At 42.6% G+C, this 12179-nt stretch carries 13 protein-coding genes, 1 pseudogene and 1 other annotated feature; of the genes and pseudogenes, 9 read left to right on the top strand and 5 right to left on the bottom strand.

The features are described from left to right. Positions 1–183, bottom strand: a 183-nt coding sequence (locus AC1DLM_RS33100) for a hypothetical protein (protein ID WP_477572358.1), incomplete at its 3' end; no start/stop codon positions are given. 127 nt (positions 184–310) lie between these two features. Continuing rightward, positions 311–700 (top strand) — a binding site (T-box leader). A gap of 51 nt (positions 701–751) precedes the next feature. On the opposite strand from AC1DLM_RS33100, the pseudogene tyrS reads away from it, so the two are divergent. Next, positions 752–1843 (top strand): annotated as a pseudogene (gene tyrS / locus AC1DLM_RS33105) (tyrosine--tRNA ligase). A 54-nt stretch (positions 1844–1897) separates the two neighbouring features. On the opposite strand, the gene rpsD reads toward tyrS, so the two are convergent. Beyond that, positions 1898–2497, bottom strand: coding sequence for a 30S ribosomal protein S4 (gene rpsD / locus AC1DLM_RS33110; protein ID WP_056612460.1), 600 nt, complete (start codon positions 2495–2497; stop codon positions 1898–1900). A gap of 351 nt (positions 2498–2848) precedes the next feature. Between rpsD and AC1DLM_RS33115 the strand changes: the two genes are divergently transcribed. The 4 genes from AC1DLM_RS33115 (at position 2849) to AC1DLM_RS33130 (ending at position 6495) form a co-directional block, all read left to right on the top strand. Then, positions 2849–4834 carry a diguanylate cyclase gene (locus tag AC1DLM_RS33115; RefSeq protein ID WP_477572359.1) on the top strand — a complete coding sequence of 662 codons (1986 nt, stop codon included), beginning with the start codon at positions 2849–2851 and terminating at the stop codon, positions 4832–4834. 201 nt (positions 4835–5035) lie between these two features. Beyond that, a complete protein-coding gene (locus AC1DLM_RS33120; protein ID WP_477572360.1) occupies positions 5036–5719 on the top strand; it encodes a TVP38/TMEM64 family protein in 684 nt (227 codons plus the stop codon). Positions 5720–5835: 116 nt separating this feature from the next. Continuing rightward, a complete protein-coding gene (locus AC1DLM_RS33125; protein ID WP_056612449.1) occupies positions 5836–6084 on the top strand; it encodes an HPr family phosphocarrier protein in 249 nt (82 codons plus the stop codon). Positions 6085–6207: 123 nt separating this feature from the next. After that, on the top strand, positions 6208–6495 hold the full coding sequence (locus tag AC1DLM_RS33130; protein ID WP_056612445.1) for an Fpa/YlaN family protein: 288 nt from the start codon (positions 6208–6210) through the stop codon (positions 6493–6495). Positions 6496–6532: 37 nt separating this feature from the next. Here the strand turns inward: AC1DLM_RS33130 and cax are convergent, their stop codons facing one another. After that, positions 6533–7579, bottom strand: coding sequence for a calcium/proton exchanger (gene cax, locus AC1DLM_RS33135; RefSeq protein ID WP_477572361.1), 1047 nt, complete (start codon positions 7577–7579; stop codon positions 6533–6535). A gap of 162 nt (positions 7580–7741) precedes the next feature. On the opposite strand from cax, the gene AC1DLM_RS33140 reads away from it, so the two are divergent. Continuing rightward, positions 7742–8119, top strand: coding sequence for an Asp23/Gls24 family envelope stress response protein (locus AC1DLM_RS33140; RefSeq protein ID WP_056612440.1), 378 nt, complete (start codon positions 7742–7744; stop codon positions 8117–8119). A 32-nt stretch (positions 8120–8151) separates the two neighbouring features. Here the strand turns inward: AC1DLM_RS33140 and ftsW are convergent, their stop codons facing one another. Together ftsW and AC1DLM_RS33150 are read right to left on the bottom strand one after the other, a co-directional pair. Continuing rightward, positions 8152–9330: a putative lipid II flippase FtsW gene (gene ftsW, locus AC1DLM_RS33145; protein ID WP_441989088.1), complete on the bottom strand. Its 1179-nt coding sequence runs from the start codon at positions 9328–9330 to the stop codon at positions 8152–8154. A 13-nt stretch (positions 9331–9343) separates the two neighbouring features. After that, positions 9344–9691, bottom strand: coding sequence for a YugN family protein (locus AC1DLM_RS33150; protein ID WP_056612435.1), 348 nt, complete (start codon positions 9689–9691; stop codon positions 9344–9346). A gap of 206 nt (positions 9692–9897) precedes the next feature. Here AC1DLM_RS33150 and AC1DLM_RS33155 point away from each other — a divergent pair, with 206 nt between their 5' ends. From AC1DLM_RS33155 to AC1DLM_RS33165, 3 genes are all read left to right on the top strand, one after another. Next, positions 9898–11067, top strand: coding sequence for a M20 family metallopeptidase (locus AC1DLM_RS33155; protein ID WP_477572362.1), 1170 nt, complete (start codon positions 9898–9900; stop codon positions 11065–11067). 76 nt (positions 11068–11143) lie between these two features. Then, positions 11144–11584, top strand: a complete 441-nt coding sequence (locus AC1DLM_RS33160) for a CBS domain-containing protein (protein WP_441989090.1) — start codon at positions 11144–11146, stop codon at positions 11582–11584. 133 nt (positions 11585–11717) lie between these two features. After that, on the top strand, positions 11718–12179 hold a 462-nt coding region (locus tag AC1DLM_RS33165), incomplete at its 3' end, for a PAS domain-containing protein (RefSeq protein ID WP_477572363.1).

Consider the following 12179-nt stretch of genomic DNA (forward strand, 5'->3'; position numbering starts at 1 on the left):
AATCGAATCCTCGCTGCGGATTGGATCTTTTTTGACAAGTGCACTTACATATCCGAAAGCGGCGGATCCACCTAGCAGGCCAGCCAAAAACACACAAATAATGGCCCATTTTAATGAAATTCCAATTACTTTAAATGTCGTTCTTACCCAGGGGCGATTCCATTTCGCGAAAAAATTGCGCATAAGTTCCAATATCCTCCTTACATGAACCCTAATAGTATATCATAATTGCTCCTTTTGCGGTAATGCTGATGGGAGAAAGGCTCAGTTCTAGGTTTGACAAGCATCAGATTCCTGTGTTATAACAAGAACAAATGCGTTGATGGATCAGCAGTAGGTAGCTTGTGGATGCTTTCAGAGAGCCGGTGGAGGGTGCGAACCGGTACCTGCAGGTTAGTGAATTACGGTCTTGAGCAGTAAATGGGAACCTGCAGGAATGTGCCTGCACAAGTAGTTTTTACCGATTAAACCTCGTTACCGGTTCTTGAGTGAAAATAGCACGCCGTGCCTCGACTTTGGTTACCACAATAGAAAGTATAAGTTTTCGGCTTCCGAAAACGTCTTTCTATTTGGCGATAAAACCATCATCTAAACGCGGTCGCTCATCTTTGAATGGCCTCGATAGAGGTTTTCTCATAGATGTACGTAACTGCTGTTTTAATTAGGGTGGTACCGCGAGTTAAGTCTTCTCGTCCCTTTGGGATAAGAAGGCTTTTTTGTTTTTTCATTTCATAATAAAGGATGGTTGTACATGAGTATTCTGAAGGATTTAGAGTTTCGCGGTTTGCTGCATCAAATTACGGATAGAGAAGGTTTGGATAAAAAGCTGAGTGAAGAGCGGGTAGTCCTATACTGTGGCTTTGATCCGACAGCGGATAGCTTGCATATCGGCAGTTTGCTTCCCATTTTAACCTTGAGAAGATTCCAGCTTGCTGGACATGTTCCTTTAGCTTTGGTAGGCGGTGGAACGGGGCTGATTGGTGATCCGAGTGGTAAAGCGAATGAACGTACATTGAACGGCCCTGAAGTTGTTGAGGCATGGTCTCAAAGTATTAAAAATCAGCTCTCACGATTCCTTGATTTCTCAACTGAAATTGAAAACAGTGCTGAGTTAGTGAACAATTACGATTGGTTAGGCTCTCTGAATGTGATTGAATTCTTACGTGATGTTGGCAAAAACTTTACAGTGAACTAGCTTATCGGCAAATCAACAACGGATCGCCGCGCTTTTGGTGTGACATTACCGCTTGTTACGAAGAGCGATGGGCAGAAGTTTGGTAAAACGGAAGGCGGAGCTATTTGGCTGGATGCAAGCAAAACTTCACCGTATCAGTTCTACCAATTTTGGTTAGGAACTGCTGACAATGATGTTATCCGATTCCTGAAATATTTCACGTTTGAATCCCAAGAAGAAATCGAACGACTTGAAGCTGAAGTTGTCGCACAGCCAGGGAAGAGAGAAGCTCAGAAAGTGCTGGCTCGCGAAGTTACGAAGCTTGTTCATGGGGGAGATGCGCTGGAGAGTGCGCTTAATATCACTTCTGCCTTATTCAGTGGGGATATTCAGTCACTATCACGTGTTGAAATTGAAGAAGCGTTCAAGGATGTACCTTCAACAACATTAGAGCAAGATGACGTTGCGTTGATTGATCTTCTTATTTCCGTGGGAGCAGCACCATCCAAACGCCAATCGCGTCAAGACATTGAAAGCGGAGCGGTCACAGTGAACGGCGTGAAGGTGACGGATCTGGAAGCAACGACGAAACAATTAGGTCGACTAGGTGATTCCTATCTCATTATTCGCCGCGGTAAGAAGAATTACTTCCTCGTCAAATTTGAATAAAGCTTAGGCAACAAAATAACCCCCTTAGGGAAATCCCTAAGGGGGTTGATTTTATTAACGGCTGTAGAACTCGACGATTTGTTTTTCGTCAATTTCTTGTGGAAGCTCGGAACGTTCTGGTAAACGGATGTATTTACCTTCTACGCTTGCGTCGTTAAACTCAAGGTAAGTTGGAAGGTAGTTACGGTTAGCAAGAGCTTCTTTCACAGTGGAAAGGCCTTTGCTTCTTTCACGAAGTGAAATCACATCACCAGTGGATACGATGTAAGAAGCGATGTCAACTTTTTTGCCGTTCACAGTAACGTGACCATGAGCAACGAGTTGACGTGCACCTGCACGGGAGTTGGAAAGACCAAGACGGTAAACCAAGTTGTCTAGGCGGCTTTCAAGCAATACCATGAAGTTTTCACCGGCAATACCTTTAAGCTTGGAAGCTTTGTCGAACAAGTTGCGGAATTGTTTCTCGTTCAAACCGTACATGTGACGAAGTTTTTGCTTCTCGTTCAATTGTACACCATAACCGCTCATTTTTTTGCGTTGTCCTGGGCCATGCTGACCTGGAGGGAATGGGCGTTTCAAGTCTTTACCGTTACCGCTCAAGGAAATACCAACACGACGGCTTAATTTGAATTTAGGTCCTGTATAACGTGACATATAGGGAAAACTCCTTCTCATGACAATTAGTTTGTAAATAGCATCTAGATGTCAGGGTGAAGACAAGTGCCCGATTTTGCTTACGAATCATAAAGTGATTCCCTGTCAAGAGTAGTTCAGCCGCTGTCTTGTCAGGAGCAAAAGCAGTGAGGGTGATCACAAATGGCATTCACCGAAATCATGGTGTTACTCGACTTCTAATTTTATTAAAAACAGGAGCAAGTGTCAAGTCTCTCATCGCAATAACGAGAGGAAAATATCGTGCAATAGATGTGAAAAAATAGTATGATAGGAGTAAGTGGTTTTTAAATTGGTACTTCAGGACTATTGTTAGAAAGTGAAGGAGAGCCTATGAGTGAACTTCGCAGTATACAAAAGCATAKCCGCACAGAACACTTTGATGTGTTTCTTCGGCAAGGCTTTATACTTTCTGGCAACTTTTCTTATGAGGGTTTGCAGGCAAACCCAAACTTACACCAAGTATTTGAAAACTGGAATCAGCAATTCGGTCCGAACATGCTGCCTTCGCAAACTGCGCTGTTGTGCGCAAACGAGCATCTGTGTGTAATTGATTCTTGTTCGAATGATACGCCTTCGATAGGCAACTACCTGCGATCAGGTAGTTCTTGGAAGGTTGCTGATCAAGGAGATAATCCGCTTGCTCGCTGTGAAAGTGCAGGTTATTTGCAATTGATTAATGGCGATGACTTGCACGTGAGAGAACTGAAAGCGTATTTGATTGCTGTTACGCCAGTTTTGGATAATCATGGTAAAGTTCAATTTTATTTAGGTCTTTTTACCCAATCTCGCATAAATATGGAAAATCTAGCACAGTTGCTATATAGTCTTGCACTTTCCTTTCAAAGTTCCATCCAAAATGTTGAAGAACGTAGAAAGTACGATCGTTTAAATAACCTTCATCATTTGAAGGAAATGGAATCTAAGAAGCACGTCATTCTTTTTGAAGCATCCAAGAAACTCCTTGCAAAGATTGATGTAGATTCTGTTTTGACAGAAGTTATTGATTGTCTGGGACGTGTATATCCCAACACGCGTGTAGATTTACTTCTTTCACAAGACAATGATTCAACGAATTTGTCCGTTAAGCCTTTGAACTTCCAACGGACAGAGTCCGATATTCGAACGCGAGCTTTTATGGAAGGTCAAGTCATCTTTGAGCCAACCCTAAGAGGGAGCGATTCAAGTTCGGGCAACATCGCGGCACCTTTATCAGGGAAACAAGGCGTGTATGGTGTTCTGTACATGGAGTTTACGGATGAACTCATTGATGCGTCGGATTTACAATTCATTTCGTTGTTAGCGGACTCTGCAGGTACAGCTTTTGAAAATGCGAAACTGTACGAGCAATCGAATCTGATGATTAACGAATTGCGACTCATTAATGAAATTACCAAGCAGCTTAATCAAAGTTTACGTCTAAATGAAATTTTCAATTCAGCGTCTAGTGAAATTTTAAGTATTTTTGGTGCTGATTATAGTTGTATCCTTCAAAACTCCAAAGATAACAATCAACTTATTGTTCAAGCTACGAACTTACCTGCCTTGTTTCATGAGACATTTACGCTTGATCAAGGTTTCTCAGGTCTGATTTACTCATCTAAAGAACCAATTATTATTTCCGACTATTGGAGTAATGATAAAGTGACTTCAAGTTTGATGCAGCGAACGAATTCTCGCTCACTTATTGGTTCGCCTATCCTTGTAAACGGTAACGTAGAAGGGGTAATCCTMATTGTACATCGTTTGCCCAACTTCTTCTCTTATGATAATTATAAGCTCTTGCAAGTGCTCTCAAGCCATATTGGACTAGCCATGACGAACGCCTCCTTGCATGCTGAAGTGAAACGAATGGTGATTACGGATAATTTAACTGGGCTCTATGCTCGGCATTATTTGGATGAACAAGCGAATTTGATGCAGAAGAAAGACTTCTGTGGGTCTCTAATTGTCGTTGATATTGATAATTTCAAGAAAGTGAATGACACTTATGGTCACCAAATTGGTGATAAGATTCTTATTCATGTCAGCCAGATCATCAAGTCCAGTATTAGAGAGATGGATATCGCGGCTAGATGGGGCGGAGAAGAGCTTGCTGTCTATTTGCCTCAAGTGTCTAAGGAACAGGCGATTCGGATTGCAGAGCGCATTCGGAGGCGTGTCATGGAAGAGACGCAGCCTCAAGTTACGGTGTCCTGCGGTGTATCGGACTGGAACTGGGAAGAGGATAAGATAAGTGTAGAATCACTCTTCTACCGAGCAGATATGGCTCTTTATCAAGCTAAACATAATGGCCGTAATCAAATTCAAATCGGTTGACGCATATTGGTGTTTGTCTTCGGACAGGCACTTTTTCTTTGTTAATCAGRCCGGTGAAGGGGAGATACAATTGTATGTATCCAGTTGAACGTATTTCTCTACCCAGTGAGCATGGAGTGAGGATGACGATCACCTGTTTGCTCTTCCTGAACCTGTTGTAACATGTTACAATGATTTGGTCTAAGGGAGGATGGTCGAATTTTGTCGGCATTTAAAAGTAAACGTACAGGACTGCTTATTTGTATTTTTATTGTGCTCGTTGGCTTGCTATATTTCTTCTTCTTTAATCCTATAGGCATTAAACTTGCACATAGTAATATGCGGCAATTGTCCGGACATTTAAGGGACATTGGCTGGCCCGGTAAAATTATTGGAATGAGTCTGATTTTCTTCCAAACCTTCTTTCCGTTTATTCCGTTTGTTCTCGTAGCGGGTACGAACGTTGCGATATTTGGAATAAAAATGGGGTTTCTTGTGAACTATGTGATGTCGTGCTTAGGAGCCGTTGCTTCCTTTTATTTTGCACGTTATTATGGACATGCCTGGGTAGAAAAGAAATTAGAGCGTTTTCCGATTGTTACGCAATTTAGCAAGCGKATGGAAAGGCACGGCTTTTTCTATGTACTAATCGGACGATTGATTCCGATATTGCCATCATCTGCCGTTAACTTCTCCGCAGGTTTAACTCGAATGAAATTTCGGCATTTCTTATGGGGCACACTACTGGGGAAACTCCCGATCGTATTCCTGGAGTCGATGATCGCGCATGATCTATTTCATTTTCAGCGGTATAAGGGGAGATTGCTCCTACTGCTCGGGATACTGGTCTTGTTAGTATTCCTAGGAAATAGTGTGAAGAGGGCACTAGCTCCAAAGGCGAAATAAAGGGCTTACATGGAGAATGCAGGAAATTTTGTAGTTGCTTTCCCTTCCTATTCCAAGTTATCATAGAGGAAGTAAGACGACCAACTCATTACGCGACTATAATGGAGGAATGAAATATGCCAAGTGCCAATAATGCAGCAATTGTTGAGATTTCACAAACAGCTAATAAATTCAGATCATCTATCGTTCTTCAATACGACAATAAGTATATCGATGTAAAAAGTATCCTTGGCTTGTTTACGACTCTACTTAGCTCCAGCAACTATGATTTGCACGTTCATGGACCGGATGCTGAAGAAGCGAAAACAGCGATGGCTGAAGTATTTGCGAAGCATAATTTAGGCGTAAACGTCGTTCAAGAGTAGTTTTGAATAGAGAGAAGGTATTCTCAGAATCTCTGAGGGTACCTTCTCTTGTATATTACGGCAATTTCGCTTAATATAGATCATATAAGGACGGATGACTTTGCGTATAGGGGGAAGTTGGGAATGTCTTCATCTGATTTATTGCTGGATATGAATCAAAAGGCGCTTAATCTTCTTCAAGAAGATGCAGATAAAATCGAAAAGCTGATCGAAGTTCAGATGGAAAATTTGACGACACGTCAATGTCCACTTTACGAAGAGGTATTAGATACGCAAATGTACGGACTATCGAGAGAAATTGATTTTGCCATTCGAGCGGGACTGATCTCCGAATTGCCAGGCAAACAAATTCTCAATAAGCTTGAACGTAATCTTGCGCAGCTGTATGAAGCGTTGAACAATAAAAAGTAACCCTGAAGGGTTACTTTTTTTGTTTGCATATAGGTATTTAGACTAAGAAGAACACGACACCAAGGATGATATAGACGAACAAGAGAAGAAGTCCTTCATACCAGTTCGTAGATCCATCTTGTGTGATGGATTTGGTTATGAAGACGGCGACGCCGATGGCTGCAATCTCATAGGTGGTAAAGACAATGTTCATTGGCGTACCACTGATGAAAAAGCTGAGTAGGATTAGTACTGGCGCGACGAATAGAGCGATTTGTAAGGAGCTTCCGACCGCAATTTCCACGGCTGCGCCMATTTTATTCTTCATGGCCATCATGACCGCGGCACTATGCTCAGCTGCATTCCCGATGATAGCGATTAGGAATGCACMGACAAATAGGTCGGACAGTCCGAATTTATTTTTAACTTCCTCAATGGTTCCTACTAACCACTCACTTGTAAAGGCAACCATTGCAGTCGCAACGATGAGGAATAGAATCGAGGTGCCTTTGGACCATGGAGCCTCACCATGTTCTATGGCTTCATCAGACAGCACACTTTTGTGGGTTACCATAGAGAAGAGGAGCCAGAGCAGATAAGCTACGATTAGGATAATAGCTACAATCATACTCATGGAGGAGGTTTCGTCAGTGGTCAAACCGCGGGAAAATAATGCGGGAATGAAGAGTGCGACAACACCTAGAATCATCAGTGAAGAGTTATGAGAAGCCAATTTAACGTTAAAGGATTGTTCTTTGAACTTTAAACCGCCTGCAAATATGCTGAGCCCAAGAACGAGCAACAAGTTCCCGATGATGGCACCAGTTAGACTGGCTTTGACAACTTCGAATAACCCATCTTTGACTAAGAAGAAAGCGATAATGAGCTCAGCCGCATTCCCGAAGGTGGCATTGAGAAACCCACCCATGCGGTCTCCTGCATAATGTGCAACACTTTCTGTTGCTTTTCCTAAGAAACCAGCCACAAAAACGATGGCGATACAAGCGATTACGAATTGCAGAGTTGTATTCTGGTGCGTATAATGCACGATTCCGGCTGCTATGAACGAAACTAACAAGCCTATGTAGAACAATTTTCCTTTCAATGGGAACCCTCCGACTCTAATATATTGGAAATTTTTACACTTCTTTTAATATACCTACTTTGCGTACCAATGTAAATTAAAATGGATACCAGCAGGCAGTTCTTGCTTTAAGCTATTGTTCTTATTACAATAGATTTATACCAAGTTTAGGGAGTGATCCGTATGTCCGAAGACAATCAAACCGGCTTAATTCGAATTTCTGATGACGTAGTATCGACCATTGCAGGGCTTGCCGCCTTGGAAACAGCAGGCATCGCGGGCATGTCAGGTGGTATTTCAGAAGGCTTAGCTAAGCGTTTAAGTGGTAAAAATGTGCAGCGTGGCGTTTCTGTTGAGGTAGGACAAGTTGAAGCAGCGATTGATTTACGTGTGATCGTTAAATATGGTTCCCGAATCCAAGATGTTTGCAGAGATCTCCAAGAGAACGTTCGGGAAGCTGTTGAAAATATGACGGGGTTAAATGTTGTGGAAGTCAATGTGAAAGTAGAAGGTGTCGCATTTACCGAAGAAGAAATTGAAGATCAGCTTCGAGTTAAATAAGACTCATAAAAAAAGACCCTATCGACGTTATATTATGTCGATAAGGGTCTCTTTTTATGGGTTTTCTGTGTTTTTTGTGTAGCTGGTAATTCTTTGTAGGATTGTTCACGAGAAATCCCGAGAATAATCCCCATGCTGATGAGAGAGACCATCATAGAGGAGCCGCCTGCTGAGATGAAGGGAAGCGTTACACCTGTAAGTGGAATGGTATTGGTGACGCCGCCGATATTAATAAAGGCTTGTATAGCGAACATGACCATGATTCCTACACCGGATAACATACCGAACATGTCGGGACAACGTACTGCAATGAGAATTCCTCGCCAAATGAAGATTAAATAGATGAGAAGGAAGAGAGAGCTGCCTATAAATCCAAGCTCCTCGCCTATAATAGCAAAGATGAAATCGTTATGTGCTTCCGGTAAATAGTGAAGCTTCTGAATACCTTGTCCGAATCCGGCGCCAGTTAGTCCGCCATGTCCGAATGCGTACAAGGATTGCACAACTTGTAAGCCTGAGCCTTGCGGGTCAGCGAACGGATCCATAAATGAAGTTATTCGATTGAGCCTAAAGTTGGAGTCAATATCGCCTAACAACAAGTATAAGAGGATTGCAATACCAAGAAAAATCGTAAGAATAGTTCCAAGATAAAAAATATGCTTGAGGTTAGACCCACCGACCATGATAACAATAGCTGAGCACGCTAGAAGAATCATACAGGAACCAAAATCAGGCTGTAAGAGGATCAAACTGCACACGAAGCCTACGATCAAGATGGCAGGGAGTAATCCTTTACGAAAACTTCTGAATTTCTCTTCTTTATTACTGATCAGCGAAGCTAAGTAGAGAATGACGATTAACTTGGCAAACTCAGTCGGTTGTATCCCGTATCTGCCAAGTGAGTACCAGCTGCTCGCCCCATTCGCTTTACTCGTAAAGACGACGAAGATTAAGCCAAGTACAATGAAGAAGAAAGCAGGGATAACGAGCTTCTTTAACTTCGTGTAATGGACATTCATGCAAAATAACATGCCAATGGTGCCGACCCCGACAGCAAAAATTTGCTTTCTCGTAAAGAACCAAGGGTCGTCCCACCGATAGGCACTAGTCATTGAACTTGCGCTGAACACCATAACTAGACCAAAACATACCAACACAAAGGTTAATAAGAGCAGCAGAAAATCCGGCGTTCCTCTTCGAGGGGGATTCATGCTGATTCCTCGCCTAGTCTGCTAATAATTGTTGCAGTTGGTCTAATTTTTGTTTGGAAATCTTAAGTACGTTCTCTGGAATTGGAGAATTATAGTCCAAGCCATGTGGGAACGTTTCTTTGCCTATGTAAGCTTCTTCTAGATATAATACGGCATAGGGAGATTCTAGCTTGCCTGTTTCAACGCGTGCATTTACACGTAAGAAGTACACAGCTTTGCTTGCTTTATCTTCCATTTTAAAATCGTATGTAGCACGGGTGTATTCCCATTGCCAGCGCACGAAACCAAGTTTAGTTGTTACTTCGTCTAAGTGAGCCAAATCGCTTTTTAGGCCTTTTAAGCCAGTTGCTTCAATAATCAATTTTAACGCCTCCATATTGTACGTTTGCATTCTTTTCTCATGATAGTATGTTTCTAATGGTTCTGCAAGTCGATTGCCATCTGTAAATTCTAATATTTGATGGCGCTTTAGAGATGAAACCGTGATTGATATTTGATAGAATAGGTTTCAAGAGATCATTTTAGATATATAGTTAGGTGATCACGCCTTAGGAGGTGGATGAACTTATGAATCATTATCATGAAGATCTCCAAGCCATTTATGAAGAAATGGTGGGTTGGAGACGTTATTTACATCAGCATCCTGAGCTATCCTACCATGAATATCAGACCGCAGAATTTGTAGCGAAGCATTTGCTAAGCTGGGATATTGAAGTGCGTACTGGMGTAGGCGGAAATGGTGTTGTTGGTTTGCTTCGCGGCAATGGCGAAGGACCGACGGTTGCTCTGCGTGCAGACATGGATGCTCTCCCCATTCAGGATGAGAAGAACTGTGACTATACATCAACTAAGAACGGGATTATGCATGCCTGTGGACATGATGCACATACATCAACTTTGCTTGGGATTGCCAAGGTTGCAAGCATGCATCGGACGGAGATCAAAGGGAATCTGGTTTTTCTATTCCAGCATGCTGAAGAAATTTCACCAGGTGGAGCTGACTCGATGATCAAAGACGGCGCTCTGGATGGTGTAGATGCTGTATTCGGCGTTCATTTATGGACACCGTTCCCTGTTGGTCATGTTTACACGCGATCTGGGCCTTTCATGGCCGCGCCAGATGAATTCACGATTCGCATCCAAGGCAAAGGCGGACATGGCGGGTTACCCCACCAAACGATTGACAGCGTGTACGTCGCCTCACAATTAGTCGTTAACTTGCAATCGATTGTGAGCCGCCAAGTTGACCCTGTTGAGCCTTGTGTGGTCAGTGTAGGCTCGTTCCATGGCGGGACTAGCTTCAATGTCATTGCTGAAACGAGTGTACTTAACGGAACTGTACGTACCTTCAATCCAGAATTAAGACAAGAAGTGAGAACACGCATGGAGAGAATCGTGCAGGCTACTTGTGACATGTCGCAAGCTACCTACGAGATGGATTATAAGCTAGGCTATCCGACCGTAATCAATGATGCGAATGAAGCAGCCCGTTTCTTTCAAGTTGGCGCGGCTTTGTTTGGTGAAGAGGCTGTACATGAATMCCCTCTTATTATGGCCGGAGAAGACTTTTCCTATTATTTGCAAGAGAAGCCGGGCTGCTTTATGTTCGTAGGTGCTGGTAATGTAGAAGCAGGCATTGTATATCCTCATCACCACCCGAAATTCGATATAGATGAAAGATCTATGCTGAACGCAGCGAATTTACTCCTGTCTATGGCCTTGGATTATATGGCATGAATGCCTTATGTGCTTTGGTGAATGCTAATGTAGCAATTATTTGTTGCCTTACATGACACCAAGGAGGATGATGAGAATGTCGGATAAATTAGTGAAGGACATCATGAGTAAAGACTGCGTGACGGTTACCTTACTGGATAATGTGTTCGAGATTGCTTTGAAAATGAAACAGCACGACATTGGATTTGTTGGGGTTCTCGACGGGGATACCTTCATAGGCGGTGTGACGGATCGGGATCTTGTTATTCGAGGCTATGCGGAAAAGCATTCAGGGTCAACGGCTGTAGAAACCGTCATGACGAAGGGGATGACCACCGTATCTCCTAATACGACTGTTGATGAAGCCGCTAAGATCATGGCACAGCACCAAATTAGGCGCTTACCCGTCATTGATAATGGGAAGCTTGTCGGTATTGTAGCGATTGGCGATTTGGCGATTAGAGGGAATTATGAAGATGAGGCTGGCGAAGCCTTAAGTCAAATTTCGAAAGAACGAACGCTTGTTGGAAGTCATTAAAGAAGTCGATTCTCATGTGAAAGCAGCTTTCCCGAATGGAGGGAGGGTTGCTTTTTTTCATATTCTCTTTACGAGGTGCATCCAAGTGAGCGATAATAATAACGAACTGGTGAAGGGGGTTCGTATAGAATAGATGAGCACGTTTGAAGAGAACGCTTCCATGGGATTTATCATTCTAGATTCAAACTGGCATTTTATATACGCAAACGACTATGGTGCAAGTATTTTAAATCGATCTCCTGAAGAACTTCTTGGCAAAATGGCGTGGGCAGAGTTCCCAGCTGCTATTCGGCATGCTTCCTACAGTTATTTTCATCAAGCTCGCAAAAGTGGTAAAGAAACTTCATTCAAAGAATATGTAAAACCATCCAATCAATGGATACATGTTAGTGCCTATCCCGTTGGTGAGAACTTACATATTGTTATTCGTAAAACAGAAATGCTTGCCAATCATTTTGCCATGGAAAAAGATATCTATCAAAAGTACACAAACTATGTTCAAGATCTCATTACATTGACATCAGAGGATGGCATTCTACTCTATGTATCGCCCTCGGTAAAAAACCTTCTTGGATTTGAACTGGAGGATATGTAC

Source organism: Paenibacillus sp. 01T442 (genome assembly GCF_056398345.1).

Bases quoted from the DNA above. Each gene is read 5' to 3' on its own strand.
- AC1DLM_RS33125 (WP_056612449.1), top strand. From the start codon at position 5,836: ATGCCAAGTGCCAATAATGCAGCAATTGTTGAGATTTCACAAACAGCT.
- AC1DLM_RS33140 (WP_056612440.1), top strand. From the start codon at position 7,742: ATGTCCGAAGACAATCAAACCGGCTTAATTCGAATTTCTGATGACGTA.
- ftsW (WP_441989088.1), bottom strand. From the start codon at position 9,330: ATGAATCCCCCTCGAAGAGGAACGCCGGATTTTCTGCTGCTCTTATTA.
- rpsD (WP_056612460.1), bottom strand. From the start codon at position 2,497: ATGTCACGTTATACAGGACCTAAATTCAAATTAAGCCGTCGTGTTGGT.
- AC1DLM_RS33160 (WP_441989090.1), top strand. From the start codon at position 11,144: ATGTCGGATAAATTAGTGAAGGACATCATGAGTAAAGACTGCGTGACG.
- AC1DLM_RS33130 (WP_056612445.1), top strand. From the start codon at position 6,208: ATGTCTTCATCTGATTTATTGCTGGATATGAATCAAAAGGCGCTTAAT.